This window comes from Xanthomonas albilineans (assembly GCF_009931595.1).
Lineage (GTDB): Bacteria > Pseudomonadota > Gammaproteobacteria > Xanthomonadales > Xanthomonadaceae > Xanthomonas_A > Xanthomonas_A albilineans.
The window spans coordinates 1557338-1576901 of sequence record NZ_CP046570.1 but is presented as its reverse complement, the minus strand read 5'-3'; the positions used below and the strand labels follow the sequence as shown (position 1 = coordinate 1576901).

The window sequence follows — 19564 nt, the reverse complement described above, 5'->3', positions numbered from 1 at the left end:
GAAGCAGAGTCGGAGTTCATATCTGATTTGCAACGCTGTTGAAGCCCCCCCCAAAGAAAACTTCGAGGGGGAATAGAATCAGTTGACATACCAACGCATCGGATAGATGTATTTATTTTTTGAGATAACCTCACCAGTACCGAGTCTCATATCAGCCTCGGCATATTGACCCGATGTATTAATCAAGAAATGAGCAGAAAATGGCGGATTGCTAGGTTCGCCAAACTGACTCCCCATACTTATGTTCATGGCATAATCGTCATGACTGACGCAAACCAGAGCTTGCGAAGAGTCTAGCTTCATAGATGTATTCGTACAGATCACACCCCAAGTGTGAGGGGTAGTCTGAGCAGTAACAAGTACCTTGACATCAGCACCGTTGTCCACCGCCGTCCTTAGCAATTGCAACGAACCAGCCGATACATTTCCGTTGGCATCCGTGGCATAAACCAAAGTCCAGGCTTGCGAAGATCCCGCCACAAGAGCAAGAGCCATAAACACCAATACTTTAATCTTAACCATACACTCCCCCTTGTAATTTAAATAAAAAAACCAACGTATCGAAAATTAATTCCTCATTGCCAACCGAAAAATCACCCTATCGAATATTTCCATTGATGCACTCCAAATCACCCCAAAATTAAGATGACAACACAATTAAACACCCGATGATTTTCATAATTTTTTAGCATGTTCTCCGGCAGCAGAGCAAGCAAAATTATTTTATGGATGGCCGTCACAGCCGTTGCGCTGATTTTGTTGGCTGCAAACATTCGGGGCCTACATCTCATACCGCCACATCATTTATCGCTAGCACGCCAGATCACGAACTGCTTCAGATGTGCTTGCACAGCGCCATTGAGTTCACTCTAACTGCATCGCGCTCGCCGCGACCGGCACACATATTGCTTGCCGATTAGGAGTTGCTTTACGCGAAGGCTTTGGCCTGTGCGACCTGAGTTCCAGCAAGCCACATTTCTCCTTCGAGACGGCCCAGCATTCATGAGTCCCCTCCCCCTGGTCAGCGTGGTCATGCCGGCCTACAAGGCACGCTACTTCGAGCAGACGCTCGACAGCGTACTCGCGCAGACCTACCCGACGCTGGAGCTGGTGATCTGCGACGACAACCCCGATGACGCGATCGCGGCCATCGTGGAGCGCCGTCGCGCCGACGCACGCCTGCCGATCCGCTACCACCGCAACCCGGGCCGCTACGGCGAATTGGGCAGCACCGTGCGCGGCATCGCGCTGGCCGAGGGCGAGTACCTGAAGTTCCTGCACGACGACGATGTGCTGGAAACGGACTGCATCGCGGCGCTGGTCGCCGCCATGCGCAGCCACCCGGATGTGGTGCTGGCCTCGTCGCGGCGCCAGCGCATCGGCAGCGACGATGCACCACTAGAAGACATCCCCGCCACCGCCTTCCCATTCGCAGACGATGTGCGGCTGGACGGTCCGCAACTGCTGTCCTTCCTCGCCGACCACACCATCAACTTCATCGGCGAACCCAGTTGCGTGCTGTGCCGGCGCCGCGATTTGCTGGAGTTCGGCGATCAGTTGATGTCGTTGGACGGCCGGGTGACGCATTGGGTCGGCGACCTGTCGATGTACGCCAAACTCCTGCATCGCGGCGATCTGGCTTTGCTGGCCAAACCACTGACCCGCTTTCGCGTGTCGCAAGAACAGTACAGCCAGACCGGCCGCGATCAGCCGGGGATCGGCGATCAGGGCCACGACGATTTCCGCCGCGGCGTACGCGCGACAGGGTGGTATCGAGGAGATGGCGACGTGCGTCTGGTCGGGGTGACGCCCTTGGCCGGCGGCAGCACCACACCGGTAGACCTGATACAAGCCATCCAAACCGCCTATGCACGTAGCCGCATACAAGACGCCTTACGCGACTGGCAGGCGCGCCGGCAACCGACGCCGGTCCAACGCACGCTCATCGACGCACGCATGGCCGCACTGGGCGGCCCGGCACGGCTCGCGGTGCTGATCGATGCGCGCGCAACCGAGATCGCCGCCGTGGACACGACGCTGCACAGCCTGCTGCTGGACGGCGCCGCTTTCGTCCATCTGCGCGTCCTCGTCCTAAGCGAGGGCACCGCCACGCCGTGGCCGGACCCGAGAGTGCAATCGCTAGCACCGCTGGCGGCCAACGCCGATGCCGCCGCGATGAACGCCGCCGTGGAGGCAAGCGAGGCGAGCGACTGGTGCCTGCGCGTCGTCGCTGGAACCCGCTTCTGCGCGGGCGGCCTGCTGCGCCTGCTGCTGGAACTTGCCCAGCATCCGCAGTGCAGCGCGCTGTATGCGGACGAATGGCTGGCGCTGGACGCACAGACCCTGGCGCCGGTGCTACGCCCGGACCCGGACCTGGATCTGTTGCTGGGAAACCCGCTCACCACCGCTGGCCACTGGATTTTCCGCCGCGCCCTGGTCCGCGAACTGGGCGGTTTCGATCCCCGCTACGACGGCGCCAGCGAACTGGAATTGATCCTGCGCCTGTTCCTGCGCGATGCCGGCGCCAGCATCGCGCATCTAGCCGAACCGCTGTTGATTACCTCACCGGCACCGGCTGATGCCGGCGCTGACGCCCGCCAACAGGCCATCGTGGCGCATCTGCAGGCACGCGGTTACACCGACGCCAGGGCCGATGCGCTGCCAGGCGGACTGTGGCGAATCGACTACGGCCACGCCCAACAGCCGCCGGTCTCGATCGTCTTGCTGGGACAGGACAATCTATCGGCACTGCAAAGTGTGGTGGTCAGCCTGCTCGAGCACACCACCTACCCGGCTTACGAACTGCTTCTGGTCGACAACGTCAGCATCGCACCCGCCGTCACCCAATGGATGCAAGCCGTGGCCGAGTTGGGCAACGGCCGCATCCGCGTGTTCGCGCTGGAACAACGCGTCAGTCAGGCCGAAGCCCGCAATCTGGCGGCGACGCAAGCACAGGGCGAGTACCTGTTGTTCCTGGACGCTGACAGTAATCTGGTCCAGGGCAGTTGGCTGCACGCACTGATGAACCACGCGCAGCGTCCGGAAGTGGGCATCGTCGGCGCCAAGGGCGTTTCCAGCGATGGCGCGATCACCCACGCCGGGCTATTGCCGGGCCTGCTACGTGACGCCGGCCACGCGTTTGCCGGCGAGGCGATGGCACAGCCTGGCTATATGGGTCGGCTGCAGGTGACGCATCGTTACAGCGCCGTCTCCGAGCGCTGCCTGTTGGTGCGGCGCGCACTGTTCGAGCAGTTGTCGGGCTTCGACGCCGCCGCGTTCGGCACAGGCGGCGCCGATGTGGATCTCTGCCTGCGTGCCGCGGCGCAGGGCCAATGGACGCTCTGGACACCCGATGCGCTGCTGCTGCAACCCGCCGCAGCAGCGCGTGCGGACGCCGCCACCGATGCCCTGCTGCAGCGCTGGCTACCGGCAATGGCGCACGACCCCGCCCATTCGCCCAGTCTGAGCCTGGACCAGCCTGGCGGCTTCAAATTGGGCGAATCCGATTTTTCCTGGCAGCCACTTTCGTGGAAGCCCTTGCCGCGTGTGCTTGCGCATCCGGGCGATGCGTTCGGCAGCGGTCATTACCGCGTGATCCAGCCATTTCAGGCGCTCGCTACCGCCGGACAGATCGATGGCGTTTACTACGCACGACTGCTCGATCCGGTGGAGACCGAACGCATCGGCGTCGACGCGGTGATCGTGCAGCGCCGGGTCGGCGATGCGGAACTGGCGCAAATGGAACGACTGCGCCGCTTCTGCGCCACATTCAAAGTCTACGAACTGGACGACTACCTCCCCAACCTGCCATTGAAGAGCGTACACCGCGCGCAGATGCCCAAAGACGTGCTGCGCTCGCTGCGCCGTGCCGCCAGCCTGGTGGACCGCGTGGTAGTGTCCACGCCGGCCCTGGCCGATGCCCTTGCCGGCCTGCACACCGACATCCGGGTCGTACGCAATCGCCTGGACCCGCATCTGTGGGGCGAGCTGGCCATACCGGCTCGCACGATTTCGGACAAGCCACGGGTCGGTTGGGCCGGTGGCGCCAGCCATACCGGCGATCTCGAACTGATCGCCGACGTGGTCAAGGCATTGGCCGGCGAAGTGCATTGGGTCTTCATGGGCATGTGCCCGGAGCGGCTGCGCCCGCATGTGGCCGAGGTGCATGCCGGCGTGGACTTCGCCCGCTATCCGCAGGCCCTGGCCGCACTCGGACTGGATCTGGCCCTGGCGCCGCTGGAAGACAACCTGTTCAACCGCTGCAAAAGCAACCTGCGCCTGCTCGAATACGGCGCCTGCGGCTACCCGGTGGTGGCCAGCGACCTGCCACCCTACCGTGACGGTGGACTGCCCACGACCTTGGTGAAGAACCGTTTCCGCGACTGGGTCACGGCGATCCGCGCGCATCTTGCCGATGACCACGCACGCACCGCGGCAGGCGCCGCACTGCAAGCCGCAGTAAAACGCGACTGTATGTTACAGGGTGCAAACCTGGAGGAATGGCGAACGGCCTGGTTGCCCGACTGAACGCCGCCCAGCAACGCACTGCGAACCAGGCCCCCGTTCACCTCACCAGTGAAGTCCAGCACTGTCGCCACCTCCACCGACAGCGGCGTCAATCGCCTGGCATGCCTGGCGTTGGCAGCGCACGCCGCCGCGTCAGGAAGTCGACGCGGCACATGTCACTCCCGACAGTCGACCTTGCCAACAGTTTAGGCACACGGTTTGCATTGCTGGATGGGCCGCCTTCCGGCATGGACTTTCACGTATGAGCGACTCCATCAGCTCCATTCTTTCGCAAATCCGCAGCTACCAGGGCCAAGTCGGCCAGGCAGCCCCGGCGCGGGTGGGCGATACGGCGCGTAGTAATGCGATCGAGGGCCTGACCGGCAACCAGGGCGTCCAAGGTCCGAGCTTCAGCGAGACCCTGCGCAACGCAATCAGTGGCGTCAACGAGGCTCAGCAGAACTCAGGCAATCTTGCCAAAGCATTCGAATTGGGAGATCCCAATGCCGGCCTGGCCAAAGTCATGCTGGCCGCACAGCAGTCCCAGGTGGCGTTCCGCGCCACGGTGGAAGTCCGCAACCGACTCGTCCAGGCGTACCAGGACGTGATGAACATGCCGCTGTAAGGTAGAAGACGATGGCGCTTGCGCTCAGCAAAGAAACAATCAACAGCGAAAAAGCGGGCGCCTGGTTCGATCGCCTGCAGAGCCTACAGATCACCCGACGCATCGGCTTGATGGCGATGATCGCGGTGGCCGTGGCTGCTGGGCTGTTCGTATTTTTCTGGTCGCAGAAACCGGACTACACCCCGCTGTACACCGGCCTGGACGAGAAAGGCACGGCCGAGGCCACCGACCTGCTGCGCACCGCGCAGATCCCATTCAAGCTCGACCCGAGCACCGGTGCGATCACCGTGCCGCAGGAAAAACTCTACGACGCCCGGTTGAAACTGGCCGGCTCCGGCCTGACCGACAGCAGCGGCAACATGGGCTTCGAAGTGATGGAAAAGGATCCGGGCTTCGGGGTCAGCCAATTCGTGGAGAACGCGCGCTACCAGCACGCATTGGAAACCGAGCTGGCGCGTACCATCGCCAGCCTGCGCCCAGTGCGCGAGGCGCGAGTACACCTTGCCATCCCCAAGCCGAGTGCGTTCACCCGTCAGCGCGAAGCTGCCAGCGCCTCGGTGGTGCTGGAACTGCGTGGCGGCAACACCTTGGAACGTAACCAGGTCGATGCGATCGTCAACATGGTGGCCTCCAGCATTCCGGATCTATCGCCGAACCGGGTGACCGTGGTCGACCAGAGCGGACGCATGCTGACCATCGCCGACCCCAACAGCGACGCCGCACTCAACGCCGCCCAGTTCGACCAGATCCGCCGCCAGGAAAGCTCATTCAACCAACGCATTCGCGAGTTACTGGAACCAATGACCGGCCCCGGTCGGGTCAATCCGGAAGTCAGCGTGGACATGGACTTCTCGGTGACCGAAGAAGCACGAGAGCTGTACAACGGCGATCCGCCCAAGCTGCGCAGCGAACAGGTCAGCGACAGCAACACCAGCAAGGGCGGTCCGCAAGGCGTACCGGGCGCGACCAGCAACTCGCCTGGCGCCACCCCGACAGGTCAGCCAGCCGCCGCAGGTACCCCGGCTGCTGCGGCAGGGGCGAACCAGCAGGCCGCCAACCCGACCGAAAGTTCCAAGAGCGCTACCCGCAATTACGAACTGGACCGCACCCTGCAACATACTCGGCAGCCAGCAGGCCGGATCAAGCGGGTGTCGGTCGCGGTGCTGGTGGACCATGTGCCCCGGCCCGGCCCCAAGGGCAAGATGGTCGAACAGGCCCTGAGCGCGGCCGAACTGACGCGTATCGAAGGGCTGGTCAAGCAGGCGGTCGGCTTCAACGCCGAGCGCGGCGACACCGTCTCGGTGATGAACGCTCCGTTCGTGCACGAAGCCACGGAAACCACCGACAAACCCAGTTGGTGGCAAGATCCGCGGGTGATGAGCGGATTACGTATGGTGCTCGGCGCCGCCGTGGTGTTGGCGCTGCTGTTCGGCGTGCTGCGCCCAGCGCTGCGCCAGATCGCCGGGCCAGCCCCGGCGGCCGGCGCCAAAGACAAAGACAACGCGACACCCCACGATGCCAAGTTGTCGATGCTGGAAGACGGCAACCCGATGCTGCAGTCGCTGGGCGAAGACACCGCCAGCATCGCCGGCAGCGGCAATCCCGCCATCGCCCTGCCCGACGCTTACGAAGAACGTCTGCGCCTAGCGCGCGAAGCAGTCAAACAGGATTCCAAGCGCGTGGCGCAAGTCGTGAAGGGATGGGTGGCCAGTGAAGCCTGAGGCAAGCCCGATGAATGGCACCCAGCGCGCCGCGGTGTTGCTGCTATCGCTCGGCGAGGCTGATGCGGCGGAAGTGCTCAAGCACATGGACCCCAAAGAGGTGCAGAAGATCGGCATCGCCATGGCCACGCTGACCGGCATCTCGCGCGATCAAGTCGAGAAGGTGATGGAGGACTTCAATGCCGAGCTCGGCAGCAAAACCTCACTGGGCGTGGGTGCTGACGACTACATCCGCAACGTGCTGGTACAGGCATTAGGCGCCGACAAGGCCGGCAGCCTGATCGACCGCATCCTGCTCGGGCGTAACACCACCGGCCTTGACACGCTGAAGTGGATGGACCCGCGCGCGGTCGCCGACCTGGTGCGCAACGAACACCCACAGATCATTTCCATCGTGATGGCGCATCTGGATAGCGACCAGGCCGCAGAGGCGCTGAAGTTACTGCCCGAACGCACCCGCGCCGACGTGCTGATGCGCATTGCGACCCTCGATGGGATTCCACCGAATGCGCTCAACGAGCTCAACGAGATCATGGAGCGGCAGTTCTCCGGCAACCAGAACTTGAAATCATCCAACGTCGGCGGCGTCAAGGTCGCCGCCAACATCCTCAACTTCATGGAGAGCGGCTCGGACCAAGGCGTGCTGGCAGCGATCAGCAAGATCGACGCCGACCTGGGCAGCCGCATCCAGGATCTGATGTTCGTGTTCGACAACCTGGTCGAACTGGACGACCGCGGACTACAGACCATGTTGCGCGAGGTCAGCGGCGACCGCCTCGGTCTGGCCCTGCGCGGTGCCGACATCAAGGTGCGCGAAAAGATCACCAAGAACATGTCCCAGCGTGCCGCCGAAATCCTGCTGGAAGACATGGAAGCACGCGGCCCGGTGCGTCTGTCCGACGTAGAAGCGGCGCAGAAGGAAATTCTTGCCATCGTGCGACGCCTGGCCGATGAGGGTGTGATCGTCCTCGGCGGCAGCGGTGCGGAGGCCATGGTATGAACGGCAACGTTGTGCGCTGGCTGGCGCCGGAACTGGACGCACCGCCCCCATCTGTGGCATTCGAAGAGACACTGCCCGAAGTGCCGGTGCTGCGACCGCCAAGCCTGGAAGAAATCCAGGCAATCGAGGCGGCAGCCCAACACGAAGGTTTCGAACGCGGCCACGCCGAAGGCCTGGCTCAGGGACAATCGGAAATCCGCCGCCTCACCGCACAGATCGAAGGCATTCTGGACAATTTCTCGCGTCCACTGGCACGGCTGGAAAACGAGGTCGTCGGCGCACTGGGAGAATTGGCGGTACGCATCGCCGGCAGTCTGGTCGGTCGCACCTACCAGACCGACCCGGAATTGCTCTCGGAACTGGTCGGCGAAGCACTGGACGCGGTCGGCGGTGCGCATCGCGACGTCGAGGTGCGCTTGCACCCGGACGACATCGCCGCGCTGACCCCGATGCTGACATTAATGGACGCAGGCATCCGGCTAGTGCCCGACCTGAGCCTGAGCCGCGGCGATCTGCGTGTACACGCCGAGTCAGTGCGGATCGACGGCACCCTCGATGCGCGTCTGCGTGCGGCGCTGGAAACGGTCATGCGCAAGTCCGGAGCCGGGCTATGAGTGCGCTGTTCGGCACGCATCCCGGCGACTGGCTGGAAGCACGCAACCTGCGTGTCGCCACACGCCTGGGCAATCTCGACCTGGACCCGGCAAACGGCCGTGGGCTGATCCGCGAGGGTATCCTGCGCCGCGCGGTGGGCTTGACCCTGGAAGCAGTCGGCTGCGAAGCGCCGATGGGCGCCATCTGTAGGGTCGAGGTCGATGGCGGCTGGGTCGATGCCGAAGTGGTCGGCTTCTCCGGCGAGCGCACCTCGCTGATGCCCAGCGCCGAGACCCATGGTTTGCTGCCCAACGCGCGGGTGGTGCCACTGCATCGCCGTGGCGGCGTGGAAGTCGGCGAAGGCCTGCTCGGCCGGGTCATCGACTCCGACGGCGTGCCGCTGGACGGCAAGGGTCCGATCCGCGCCGAAGGCTCTGTGGGCATGGCCGGTGTGTCGATCAACCCGTTGGCTCGCGAACCGATCACCACTCCGTTGGACGTGGGCGTGCGCGCGATCAACGCACTATTGCCGATCGGCCGCGGCCAGCGTGTCGGCCTGTTCGCCGGTTCCGGCGTCGGCAAGTCCACGCTGCTCGGCATGATGACCCGCTATACCGCTGCCGACATCATCGTCGTCGGGCTGATCGGCGAACGCGGCCGCGAAGTGCGCGACTTTGTCGAAACCACGCTGGGCGAGGAAGGCCTGCGTCGCGCCGTAGTCGTCGCCGCACCGGCCGACCGGCCGCCGCTGGCGCGCCTGCATGGCGCTTACCGCGCCACCGCCATCGCCGAATGGTTCCGCGACCAGGGACTGAACGTCCTGCTGCTGATGGATTCGCTGACCCGTTTCGCCCAGGCGCAGCGCGAAATTGGCCTGTCGGTCGGCGAGCCACCGACCACCCGCGGCTATCCGCCCTCGGTCTTCGCCAAGCTACCGGCACTGGTCGAGCGCGCCGGTAATGGCGCCAAGGGCCGCGGCTCGATCACCGCGTTCTACACCGTGCTGACCGAAGGCGACGACCCGCAAGACCCGATCGCCGACGCCGCCCGCGCCATTCTCGATGGCCACATTCTGCTCTCCCGGCGCGTCGCCGATAGCGGCCTGTATCCGGCCATCGACATCGAATCCTCGGTCAGCCGCGTGGTTCAGGACATCGCCGACGAACCATGGCGGCTGCGCATCCGCGCACTCAAACGACTTGTATCGGCATATTCGTCCAACCGCGACCTGATCACCATCGGCGCCTACCAACGTGGCAACGATCCGGCCGTGGACGAAGCACTGGAACGCTGGCCGGAGATCATGGAATTCCTCGGACAAGACGTCGCCAAAGCTGCAGACCTTCCCCATAGCCAAGACGCACTGAAGCGGCTGGTTGAACGTGAGAACTAACCCATGATGCAATCAAAGCGTCTCGCACCTTTGCTCAACCGCGCCCAGCAACACCAGGACGAGGTCGCGCGCGATTTGGCCGAACGCCAGCGTGTGCTGGCGACCCACGAGTCGCGACTGGAGGAATTGCGCCGCTATGCCGAGGAATACGCCAACAGTCAGATGTCGGCCACCAACCTGGCACAGTTAGCCAACCGTCGCGCATTCCTGGACCGCTTGGAAAGTGCTGTAGAACAGCAATGCCAGACCGTGGACCGCAACCGCGAGAAAGTGGAAATAGAACGTAGCCGGCTGCTGCTGGCCAGCCGCGACAAGCAAGTGCTAGAGCAGCTAGCCGCCAGCTACCGCGCGCAGGAACGCAAAGTCGACGACCGCCGCAGCCAACGCGAGATGGACGACCTGGGCGCGCGTCGCGTTCGCATTACCGCAGCGACAGCGCAGCGCGAGCACAGCAACGGAGACGGACAATGAATAACGCACTTTCCGCGCTGGGCGGCAGCGGCCGTTCCAGCCAACTCGGTAATACCGGCACCGAGGCGCAGAGCAACGACTACAGCGGCGACAAGGATTTTGACAAGCTGCTCGGTGGCGACGGGCCGCGTGACGCATCCACGCCGACCCCACAGCCGAGCACACCGCAAACCACAGAGCCGAGCAAAAAAGCGCAACCATCCGCATCCAACCAAGACGACGCCGGCAAACGCGCTGCGGCGACCGGCGACAGCGCCAACGATCCAGCACGCAGCGCACAGGCTGGTGGCAACGTCGCACAGACTGGTGACAAGGTCGCGCAAGCTGGTGACAAGGTCGCGCAGGAAAGCGACAAGAGCAGCACCGACGCCAAAGCACCGACCAAGGACAAGGCAGCAGCCAAACAGTGCGACCAAAAGAAGGACGATAGCGCCTGGCCACCGACCGGCTTGGCCGGGATCGGCTTGGGCCTGTTGCCGGCGATTGGTGCAGCTGTACTGCCCGCCGCGAATACCGCCCCTCTAGGTGCTGCCACCGGACTTGCGATCGGTATCGCCGGAACCGCCACCAAGGAGATCGGCGCCTTACTCGGCGGAGACACCTTATCTCCTGGCATATCCCAGGGCGTGGGCGCCACTGCAACAACCGCAACGACCGCAACGACCGCAAGCGGCACCGATACCACAACCACGTCGGCGACCAGCGCCACCGCTAATGCTGGGGTCAACGCCGCCAACAGCTTCGGTACAATGCTGGCCCAAGTCGCCAGCAACGCCAAGACGACTGGCAGCGAAACCACAACCCCAGTGGCGACTTTGGCAGCGATCACCGCTGCGGTCGACGACAAGCACACCGACAGCAGCGACGCCACCCACGCAGATAGCACGCCGATCAATCTGCTCGCATCGACCGGCATACAAACCGCCGTAAGGGCGATGGACGCGGCCACGCCGTTCACTGGCTCACCCACCCCGACCCCAAACCTGCACAGCACGCACTTCGACGAGGAACTGGGCGCACGCATTAGTTGGTTGGCCGACCAGACAATCGGCCATGCGCACATCAAACTCAATCCAGCCGAACTGGGGCCGATCGAAGTGCGCCTGCACTTGGCCGGTGACCAGGTCAACGCCAGTTTCACCAGTGCCCAAGCCAACGTCCGCCAAGCAGTGGAAAACAGCCTGCCGCGGCTACGCGAAATGCTGGGGCAGCACGGATTCCAACTCGGCCAGGCCGATGTTGGCCACCAGCCACAACAGCAACAAGCCGGAACGCCGAACATGCCGCAGCAGTATGCCAACGGCAGCGGCGAAGTGGCCGAAGAGCGGATCGGCAACGTCGAAATTCCGACGATGATGCTGCGCCAGCGAGGCCTGTTGGACGCCTACGCATAATCGGCACGCCCCGCTCTGTCGCACGGGACAGGGCACCGCATCGCACGGGAAGCTTGAGCCCTATAGAAATCAAGCTTTCCCAGATGACGAAGAGGGGACGATTACCCGTCAAATGTCCGGCACTTCGCCGGCGTCATTTCGGCACACAGATTGCATTCACAGGGGGAGCCTCCATTTTAGGAACGATCCGTGTCAGCCGCCGACAAATCGAATAAAGACGCCAAGGACGCCCCTGAGGGCGGCAAGTCGAAGAAGAAACTGCTGATCGTCGTCATCGCGGCGGTGCTGTTGCTCGGCGGCGGTGGCGCTGGCGCATTTTTCTTCCTGAAGAAGAAGCCGGAGGCAGGGGCAGGCCACGAAAAAGCCGAGGCCAAGGCCGCCGAGGTCCCCAAGCCAGCACAATACTTCGCGATGGAACCGGCATTCGTGGTCAATCTCAACGGGGGGCCTCAGGACGGCCCGCACTACCTGCAACTGGAGGTGCAACTGATGACCCGTGACCCGGAAGAACTGAAACTAATCACCGAAAACGCACCGGCAATCCGTGCTCACCTGCTGATGTTGTTCTCGCAGGTCAAGGCGCAGGACATCACCGATATCGCTGGACGTAAAAAGCTACAAGAAAGCGCACTGGCCGACGCGCAGAAGCTGATGACCAGCGAAACCGGCAAGAAGTGCGTGGAAGAATTGCTTTTCACCAGCTTCGTGACCCAGTAATAAGGCGCCATCACCATGAGCGACCTGCTTTCCCAAGACGAAATCGATGCCCTGTTGCATGGGGTCGATGCCGGCGTGGTGGATACCGAGCCTGCGCCTACGTCACCAGGCGAGGCGCGCCAATACGACTTCTCCAGTCAGGATCGGATCATCCGTGGGCGCATGCCCACGCTGGAGATGGTCAACGAGCGTTTCGCGCGGCTGTGCCGGATCGGCCTGTTCAACCTGATCAGGCGCTCGGCCGACCTGTCGGTGCGCGGCATCGATCTGGTCAAGTTCAACGACTACATGCATTCGCTGTACGTCCCCAGCAACCTGAACCTCATTAAATTCAAACCGCTGCGCGGCACCGGCCTGATCGTGTTCGAACCAACCCTGGTGTTCACGGTGGTCGATAACTTCTTCGGTGGCGATGGCCGCTACCCCACCCGCATCGAAGGCCGCGAGTTCACCCCGACCGAGATGCGGGTGATCCAACTGATGCTCAAGCAAACCTTCGCCGACCTGCACGAAGCCTGGGCACCGGTGATGAACGTGGAGTTCGAATACCTCAACTCCGAGGTCAACCCGCACTTCGCGAACATCGTCACCCCACGCGAGTACGTGGTGGTCAGCCGCTTCCACGTCGAGCTGGAAGGCGGCGGCGGGGAAATACACGTGACCCTACCGTACTCGATGCTGGAGCCCATCCGTGAACTGCTCGACGCCGGCATCCAGAGCGACCGCGTGGACCGCGACGAAAGCTGGAACATCATGCTGCGCGAGCAGCTGTACGGTTCGGAAGTCACTATTTCCAGTGTGCTCGCACAGAAGGAAATGAGCTTGCGCGAGCTGACCCGACTGAGGATCGGCGACATCCTGCCAATCGATCTGCCCAAGCAAGTACCGCTGTGCGTAGAAAACATCCCGGTGTTCACTGGGGAATTCGGCGTCTCCCAAGGTCAAAACGCGGTCAAGATCACCGCCACTCATCCCCCCGGCGCACTGCGCCGCCGCCCCGCTTTCCAGGAAGACGCACCATGAGTCAGAACGAGACTAACCAGGCCGAACCGGCCCAGTTCGAAAGCCTCCAGCAGGAGACCGTGGCAGAAACCAACGACCTGAATCTGGACGTGATCCTCGACGTACCGATCACCCTGTCGCTGGAAGTCGGTCGCAGCCGCATCCCGATCCGCAACCTGCTGCAACTCAACCAGGGCTCGGTGGTGGAACTGGAGCGCGGCGCCGGCGAGCCGCTGGACGTGTACGTCAACGGCACCTTGATCGCGCACGGCGAAGTGGTGACGATCAACGACCGCTTCGGCGTGCGCTTGACCGATGTGGTCAGCCCCAGCGAACGCATCCGGAGACTGCGGTGAGCACATTGCTTGCGGTCGCCACGCAGGCAGCCAAGAGCACCTCGGGAATCGGCAGCGCGGCGCCGTCACCGCCCAGCCTGCTCGGTGCGGTGTTCGCCCTGCTACTCGTGCTGGGCCTGATTCTGGCGATGGCATGGGTACTCAAGCGCCTGCCCGGCAGCGGCTTCCGTCCAACCGATGGCTTGCGCGTCGTCGCCAGCCTGGCGGTTGGGGCCAAGGAGCGCGTGGTGGTAATCGATGTCAACGGCGAACAATTGCTGCTCGGGGTCTCGCCTGGTGGCGTCAGCACCTTGCATCGCCTGCCCGAGCCGCTACCGCAGGTATCGGCACCATCGCTACCCACCCTCAAGCCACTCAAGCACCTTCCCGATTTCGCCCAGTTGCTGGCGCAGAAGCTACGCAAGGAAAAATAATCATGTCGCTTCGTTGGAACCGGAACGCGCGCCGCCTGCGTCTGTTACTGCTCCTGCTGACGTTGAGCCTGCTGCCGACACTGGCCTGGGCGCAGGCGGCGCACACCGTTGCAGCGACCGCACAGAACAGCGGCCCCACCCTGCCCTCGTTGCCGGACGTCAACGTCGGCAAGATCGGTGCACAGTCGGTCAGTCTGCCGCTGCAAACCCTGCTGTTGATGACCGCCATCACCCTGCTGCCATCGATGCTGCTGGTGCTGACCGCGTTCACCCGCATCACCATCGTGCTCGGCCTGCTGCGCCAGGCGATGGGCACCGGGCAAACTCCATCCAATCAGGTATTGATGGGCCTGGCGCTGTTCCTGACCGCCTTGGTGATGATGCCGGTGTGGGAAAAAGCCTGGGACCATGGCATGAGTCCTTACCTCAACGGGCAGATCGATTTTCAAACTGCCTGGACCCTGACCACCCAGCCGCTACGCGCCTTCATGCTGGCCCAGATCCGCGAAAGCGACCTGATGACCTTCGCCGGCATGGCCGGCAACGGCACTTATAGCAGTCCCGACGCGATCCCGTTCCCGGTGCTGGTGGCCTCCTTCGTCACCAGCGAACTGAAAACCGCTTTCGAAATCGGCTTCCTGATCTTCATTCCGTTCGTGATCATCGACCTGGTGGTCGCCAGCGTACTGATGTCGATGGGCATGATGATGATGTCGCCGATGTTGATCTCGGCACCGTTCAAGATCCTGCTGTTCGTGCTGGTCGACGGCTGGGTACTGACCGTCGGCACGCTCGCCGCCAGTTTCAACGGAGTGTGAGCCGATGAGTCCCGAACTGGCCCTGACCGAACTGCGTGGCGGCCTGGTCACCGTGTTATGGGTCGCCGGCCCATTGCTGCTGGCGATGCTGGTGGTCGGCGTGGTGATCGGCGTGTTTCAGGCTGCGACACAGCTCAACGAGCCGACCATCGCCTTCATCGCCAAGGTCATCGCCCTGACCGCGATGCTATTTGCCACCGGCAGTATGCTGCTCGCGCACTTGGTGGAGTACACCACGCTGCTGTTCCAGCGCATCCCGCATCTAATCGGCTAGCGGCCGCACCGGGATGGACGCCGCCACACAAATGGTCATCGACGGCTCGCGTGCATTCGCGATGATCGGCGCAATCCTATGGACCATGCTGCGCATCGGCGCGATGCTGATGGTGATGCCACTGGTCGGCACCCGCGCGATTCCGGCACGCATCCGAGTAATCCTGGCCGCCACCCTGGCAATGGCACTGGCCCCGCTGTTGCCGCCAGTGCCGGACTGGAATGGCTTTGACGCCACGGTCGTCCTCAGCGTGGCACGTGAATTGGCCGTCGGTGCCAGTATGGGCTTCATGTTGAGGATGATCTTCGAGGCCGGCGCAATGGCCGGGGAAATGATCTCGCAGAGTACGGGGCTGGGCTTCGCGCAAATGGCCGACCCACTGCGCGGAGTCAACTCCGGCGTGATCGGGCAATGGTTTTACCTGGCTTTCGGCCTGCTGTTCTTCACCGCCAATGGGCATCTGGCGGTCGTGGCGCTACTCGTGGATAGCTACAAAGCGCTGCCGATCGGCAGTGCGTTGCCGGATGCGCAGGCCATGATCACCGTCGCACCGGACTTTTTTATGAGCATGATGCGCGGTGCGCTGACCTTGGCGTTGCCAGTGATAGTGGCGATGTTGGCGGTCAACCTGGCCTTCGGCGCATTGGCCAAGGCCGCGCCAGCGCTGAATCCGATCCAGATCGGTCTGCCGGTGGCGATGGTGCTTGGATTAGCGCTGCTGGCAATTCTGGTCAACGAAATGGGGCCGCCGGTGCAACGGCTGTTCGACGCCGCCTTCGATGCCGCGCGCCAGCTCACTGCGTAACGACGTCCCCCCGTCCTGAGTAGCAGTCGGGTTTAGAGTCCGGGGTTGGGTCACGTGCCAACAACAGGCCCGGCGGGCGTCGGCATCGCGGCATGGCCCTTGCAACAGGCAGGGGCACTCCCCCGCCACGCACACGCCCATGTCCGAAAACGAAGAAGGCGCAGAACGCACAGAACAACCGACCGAAAAGCGTCTGCGCGAAACCCGCGAGCAGGGCAATATCCCGCGCTCGCGCGAACTGGCCACAGCGGCGGTGTTCAGCTCCAGCATCTTCGCGCTGATGGGTATGTCCGGTTCGCTGACGGCAGGCGCGGTGGCGTGGATGAAACACGCACTGCAGCCCGATCCGCATCTACGCGACACTCCACAGGCACTGTTCGGCTATTTCGGCGACCTACTGATCGGGCTGTTCTGGGTGGTCCTGCCGCTGATCGGCATCTGCGTGGCCGCTGGCTTTATCGCACCGCTCCTAATGGGCAGCCTACGTTTCTCCGGCCAAGCGCTCATCCCCAAACTCGATCGGCTCAACCCAATGGCTGGGCTGGCCCGCCTATACGGTACTGAAAGCCTGGTCGAACTGCTCAAGTCGATGCTGCGTATGGGCTTCGTTGGCGGTGCCGCGTTTCTATGCATCTGGAAAGGCCTGGACGGCCTACGCGGCCTACTGCAGCAGCCGCTCGAACAAGCCATCGGCCATGGCCTGGGATTCACCCTGAGCATGCTGCTGTACACAGCCGGTGCGCTAGCGCTACTGGCCGCGATCGACGCCCCTTATCAAAAGTGGCATTACATCAACAAATTGAAGATGACCCGCGAGGAAGTCCGCCGAGAAATGAAGGAAAACGACGGCAGTCCCGAGGTCAAGGGGCGCATCCGCCAAATGCAGATGCAAATGTCGCAGCGGCGCATGATGGAAGCCGTGCCCAAAGCCGACGTGGTCGTGGTCAACCCGACCCACTACGCCGTCGCGCTGAAATACGAGAGCGGGCGCATGCGCGCACCCACCGTGCTCGCCAAGGGCGTGGACGAGATCGCCTTCCGCATCCGCGAAGTCGGCGAGCAGCACCGCGTCGCAGTGGTGTCTGCGCCACCGTTGGCACGCGCCTTGTATAGGGAAGGCCAGCTCGGCAAGGAAATTCCCGTGAGACTTTATTCGGCGGTCGCCCAGATCCTCTCCTACGTGTATCAGTTGCGTGCCTGGCGCAGCGGCCCGATGCCGCCATTACCGGCACTGGAAGTGGATGAGTTCGCCCCGGAGAGCAAGCCATGAGCCAGCCCGCCGCGCAAATGAATACGCGCAAGATGATGGACATGATCAAGCACGGGCTCGGCGCCCCGCTGATCGTGTTGGTGATGCTGGCGATGGTGGTGGTACCGCTAGCCGCCCCGGTGCTGGACGCGATGTTCACCTTCAATATCGCCATTTCGCTGATGGTGCTGTTGGCCGTGGTGTACGTGAAACGGCCTTTGGAATTCAGCATCTTTCCCATCGTGCTGCTGATGACCACGATGCTGCGCCTGGCCCTGAACGTGGCCTCCACCCGCGTCATCCTGATCAACGGTCAAAACGGACACAGCGCCGCCGGCAAGGTGATCGAGGCTTTCGGCGAGTTCGTGATCGGCGGCAACTACGCGGTCGGCATCGTGGTGTTCGCGATTCTGACCATCATCAACTTCGTGGTCATCACCAAAGGCGCCGGGCGTGTGTCGGAAGTGACCGCACGCTTCATCCTCGACGCCATGCCCGGCAAGCAGATGGCGATCGACGCCGACCTCAATGCCGGCTTGCTGACCCGCGAAGAAGCTAAAGCACGGCGCGAGGAAGTGCGGGAGGAAGCGGACTTCTACGGTTCGATGGACGGTGCCAGCAAATTCATCCGCGGCGACGCGATCGCCGGCATCTTGATCCTATTCATCAATTTGATCGGCGGCATGGCGGTCGGCGTACTCCAACACGGCATGCCCGTGGCCCAGGCCGCCTCCACCTATACCTTGCTGTCGATCGGCGACGGTCTGGTCGCACAGTTGCCAGCGCTATTGGTGTCTTCGGCGGTGGCGATGCTGGTCACCCGTGCTTCGCGTTCGCAGGATATGGGCGCTTCGATGATGGGCCAGGTGTTCGGCCAACACAAAGCGTTGGCGGTGGCTGCGGCGATCATGGGCCTGGTCGGCCTGATCCCAGGCATGCCCAACGTCGCTTTCTTGACGCTGGCGCTGATCCTGGGTCTGTTGGCCTGGAAAATGTGGAAGCGCAGCCTGCAACCGCCACCGGCCGCGGTAGATGCAGTGCCGCCAGCAGCGGCTGCCGCGGCGCAAGCCAATGCCGAATTGGGCTGGGACGAACTACGACCGATCGATCCGTTGGGCCTGGAGGTCGGCTACCGGCTGATCCCGCTGGTGGACAAGACCCAGGGCGGCGAATTGATGGCGCGAATCAAAGGCGTGCGACGCAAGCTGACCCAGGACATCGGCTTTCTGGTGCCGCCGGTGCACATCCGCGACAACCTGGAATTGCAAGCCAACGCCTACCGCCTGCTGGTGCATGGGGTGCCGGTGGCCACCGCCGACATTCACCCGGATCGCGAACTGGCACTGGACCCCGGCGGTGCGCTGGGCAAGATCGAGGGCATCCCCGGCAAGGACCCGGCGTTCGGTCTGGATGCGGTGTGGATCCAGCCGCATCAGCGCGCTCAGGCAGAAACCATGGGTTATACCGTGGTCGACCCGGCTACAGTGATCGCGACCCATCTCTCCCACCTGATCCGCGAGCACGCCCCGGAACTGCTTGGCCATGAGGAAGTCCAGCAATTGCTGGCCACCCTGGCCAAGAGCGCGCCCAAGCTGGTCGAGGACCTCACCCCCAAGGCGCTGCCGTTGTCGGTGGTGGTACGCGTGCTACAAAACCTGTTGATCGAAAAGATCCCGGTGCGGCAGCTGCGCAAGATCGTCGAGGCACTGGTCGAAAACGCCCCACAGAGTCAGGAACCCGCGGCGCTCACTGCCGCGGTACGCAACTCCCTGGGCCGCTTCATCGTCCAGGAGATCGCCGGGATGGCATCGGAACTGCCGGTGTTCACCCTGGCGCCGCAATTGGAACGTGTCTTGCAAGACTCCACACAGGGCAACGGTGCAGCGCTGGAACCCGGATTGGCCGAACGCCTGCACCAGAGCCTGACCGATTGCGTCAGCAAGCAAGAAGCACGCAATGAGCCGGCAGTGGTGCTGGTGCCGGCGCAGGTCCGCGCCGCACTGGCACGGTTGGTCCGCCACAGCGTCCCCTCGCTGTCGGTGCTGTCCTACAGCGAGGTACCGGAAGACAAGCGGTTGAAGTTGGTGGGAACGATCAGTTGAAAGACCCGGCCCGGGCACTTGGGACTCGGAAAAGTGTAAAGGCATGAATCGGACAGGACATATGAACATCTGCTCACCCGCATACCACCGCTCGGAACGACAACAGCGTCTGTGCCGATTTTTC

General features: G+C 63.0%; 18 protein-coding genes. 17 read left to right on the top strand and 1 reads right to left on the bottom strand.

From position 1 onward, the window contains the following. Positions 1-78: 78 nt before the first annotated feature. On the bottom strand, positions 79-522 hold the full coding sequence (locus XaFJ1_RS06655) for a hypothetical protein (RefSeq protein WP_012915911.1): 444 nt from the start codon (positions 520-522) through the stop codon (positions 79-81). Between the two features lie 480 nt (positions 523-1002). On the opposite strand from XaFJ1_RS06655, the gene XaFJ1_RS06650 reads away from it, so the two are divergent. The 17 genes from XaFJ1_RS06650 (at position 1003) to flhA (ending at position 19440) form a co-directional block, all read left to right on the top strand. After that, positions 1003-4527, top strand: coding sequence for a glycosyltransferase (locus XaFJ1_RS06650; RefSeq protein WP_012915909.1), 3525 nt, complete (start codon positions 1003-1005; stop codon positions 4525-4527). Positions 4528-4768: 241 nt separating this feature from the next. After that, complete coding sequence (fliE, locus tag XaFJ1_RS06645) at positions 4769-5131, top strand: flagellar hook-basal body complex protein FliE (protein ID WP_012915908.1); 363 nt, start codon at positions 4769-4771, stop codon at positions 5129-5131. Positions 5132-5142: 11 nt separating this feature from the next. Beyond that, positions 5143-6852 carry a flagellar basal-body MS-ring/collar protein FliF gene (gene fliF, locus XaFJ1_RS06640; protein WP_012915907.1) on the top strand — a complete coding sequence of 570 codons (1710 nt, stop codon included), beginning with the start codon at positions 5143-5145 and terminating at the stop codon, positions 6850-6852. Between the two features lie 10 nt (positions 6853-6862). After that, entirely contained in the window at positions 6863-7852 is a 990-nt protein-coding gene (gene fliG / locus XaFJ1_RS06635; RefSeq protein ID WP_012915906.1) for a flagellar motor switch protein FliG, read from the top strand. Then, entirely contained in the window at positions 7849-8466 is a 618-nt protein-coding gene (locus XaFJ1_RS06630) for a FliH/SctL family protein (RefSeq protein WP_012915905.1), read from the top strand. The genes fliG and XaFJ1_RS06630 overlap by 4 nt, the downstream gene beginning before the upstream one ends. Beyond that, entirely contained in the window at positions 8463-9839 is a 1377-nt protein-coding gene (locus XaFJ1_RS06625) for a FliI/YscN family ATPase (protein ID WP_012915904.1), read from the top strand. The genes XaFJ1_RS06630 and XaFJ1_RS06625 overlap by 4 nt, the downstream gene beginning before the upstream one ends. 3 nt (positions 9840-9842) lie before the next feature. Then, entirely contained in the window at positions 9843-10310 is a 468-nt protein-coding gene (gene fliJ, locus XaFJ1_RS06620) for a flagellar export protein FliJ (RefSeq protein ID WP_012915903.1), read from the top strand. After that, positions 10307-11704, top strand: a complete 1398-nt coding sequence (locus XaFJ1_RS06615) for a flagellar hook-length control protein FliK (RefSeq protein WP_012915902.1) — start codon at positions 10307-10309, stop codon at positions 11702-11704. The genes fliJ and XaFJ1_RS06615 overlap by 4 nt, the downstream gene beginning before the upstream one ends. A 189-nt stretch (positions 11705-11893) precedes the next feature. Then, positions 11894-12421, top strand: a complete 528-nt coding sequence (locus tag XaFJ1_RS06610; RefSeq protein WP_012915901.1) for a flagellar basal body-associated FliL family protein — start codon at positions 11894-11896, stop codon at positions 12419-12421. 9 nt (positions 12422-12430) lie between these two features. Beyond that, a complete protein-coding gene (fliM, locus tag XaFJ1_RS06605) occupies positions 12431-13444 on the top strand; it encodes a flagellar motor switch protein FliM (RefSeq protein ID WP_104629878.1) in 1014 nt (337 codons plus the stop codon). Continuing rightward, positions 13441-13779 carry a flagellar motor switch protein FliN gene (fliN, locus tag XaFJ1_RS06600; RefSeq protein ID WP_012915899.1) on the top strand — a complete coding sequence of 113 codons (339 nt, stop codon included), beginning with the start codon at positions 13441-13443 and terminating at the stop codon, positions 13777-13779. Before fliM ends, fliN begins: the two co-directional genes overlap by 4 nt. After that, positions 13776-14192 (top strand): flagellar biosynthetic protein FliO, encoded by a 417-nt coding sequence (fliO, locus tag XaFJ1_RS06595; protein ID WP_012915898.1) that lies wholly within the window; start codon positions 13776-13778, stop codon positions 14190-14192. The genes fliN and fliO overlap by 4 nt, the downstream gene beginning before the upstream one ends. 2 nt (positions 14193-14194) lie before the next feature. After that, the gene (gene fliP, locus XaFJ1_RS06590; protein WP_012915897.1) at positions 14195-15010 is read left to right on the top strand and encodes a flagellar type III secretion system pore protein FliP; all 816 of its coding nucleotides are present in this window, start codon (positions 14195-14197) and stop codon (positions 15008-15010) included. 4 nt (positions 15011-15014) lie between these two features. Then, on the top strand, positions 15015-15284 hold the full coding sequence (locus XaFJ1_RS06585) for a flagellar biosynthetic protein FliQ (RefSeq protein WP_012915896.1): 270 nt from the start codon (positions 15015-15017) through the stop codon (positions 15282-15284). Positions 15285-15297: 13 nt separating this feature from the next. Then, entirely contained in the window at positions 15298-16089 is a 792-nt protein-coding gene (fliR, locus tag XaFJ1_RS06580; RefSeq protein WP_012915895.1) for a flagellar biosynthetic protein FliR, read from the top strand. A gap of 139 nt (positions 16090-16228) precedes the next feature. Next, entirely contained in the window at positions 16229-17359 is a 1131-nt protein-coding gene (gene flhB, locus XaFJ1_RS06575) for a flagellar biosynthesis protein FlhB (RefSeq protein WP_012915894.1), read from the top strand. Next, positions 17356-19440 carry a flagellar biosynthesis protein FlhA gene (gene flhA / locus XaFJ1_RS06570; RefSeq protein ID WP_012915893.1) on the top strand — a complete coding sequence of 695 codons (2085 nt, stop codon included), beginning with the start codon at positions 17356-17358 and terminating at the stop codon, positions 19438-19440. Before flhB ends, flhA begins: the two co-directional genes overlap by 4 nt. Positions 19441-19564 lie beyond the last annotated feature (124 nt).

What these genes read in the sequence shown, in the direction of transcription:
- XaFJ1_RS06655 (WP_012915911.1), bottom strand. Translation starts at nt 522, where the DNA reads ATGGTTAAGATTAAAGTATTGGTGTTTATGGCTCTTGCTCTTGTGGCG.
- XaFJ1_RS06650 (WP_012915909.1), top strand. Translation starts at nt 1,003, where the DNA reads ATGAGTCCCCTCCCCCTGGTCAGCGTGGTCATGCCGGCCTACAAGGCA.
- fliE (WP_012915908.1), top strand. Translation starts at nt 4,769, where the DNA reads ATGAGCGACTCCATCAGCTCCATTCTTTCGCAAATCCGCAGCTACCAG.
- fliF (WP_012915907.1), top strand. Translation starts at nt 5,143, where the DNA reads ATGGCGCTTGCGCTCAGCAAAGAAACAATCAACAGCGAAAAAGCGGGC.
- fliG (WP_012915906.1), top strand. Translation starts at nt 6,863, where the DNA reads ATGAATGGCACCCAGCGCGCCGCGGTGTTGCTGCTATCGCTCGGCGAG.
- XaFJ1_RS06630 (WP_012915905.1), top strand. Translation starts at nt 7,849, where the DNA reads ATGAACGGCAACGTTGTGCGCTGGCTGGCGCCGGAACTGGACGCACCG.
- XaFJ1_RS06625 (WP_012915904.1), top strand. Translation starts at nt 8,463, where the DNA reads ATGAGTGCGCTGTTCGGCACGCATCCCGGCGACTGGCTGGAAGCACGC.
- fliJ (WP_012915903.1), top strand. Translation starts at nt 9,843, where the DNA reads ATGATGCAATCAAAGCGTCTCGCACCTTTGCTCAACCGCGCCCAGCAA.
- XaFJ1_RS06615 (WP_012915902.1), top strand. Translation starts at nt 10,307, where the DNA reads ATGAATAACGCACTTTCCGCGCTGGGCGGCAGCGGCCGTTCCAGCCAA.
- fliN (WP_012915899.1), top strand. Translation starts at nt 13,441, where the DNA reads ATGAGTCAGAACGAGACTAACCAGGCCGAACCGGCCCAGTTCGAAAGC.
- fliP (WP_012915897.1), top strand. Translation starts at nt 14,195, where the DNA reads ATGTCGCTTCGTTGGAACCGGAACGCGCGCCGCCTGCGTCTGTTACTG.
- XaFJ1_RS06585 (WP_012915896.1), top strand. Translation starts at nt 15,015, where the DNA reads ATGAGTCCCGAACTGGCCCTGACCGAACTGCGTGGCGGCCTGGTCACC.
- fliR (WP_012915895.1), top strand. Translation starts at nt 15,298, where the DNA reads ATGGACGCCGCCACACAAATGGTCATCGACGGCTCGCGTGCATTCGCG.
- flhB (WP_012915894.1), top strand. Translation starts at nt 16,229, where the DNA reads ATGTCCGAAAACGAAGAAGGCGCAGAACGCACAGAACAACCGACCGAA.
- flhA (WP_012915893.1), top strand. Translation starts at nt 17,356, where the DNA reads ATGAGCCAGCCCGCCGCGCAAATGAATACGCGCAAGATGATGGACATG.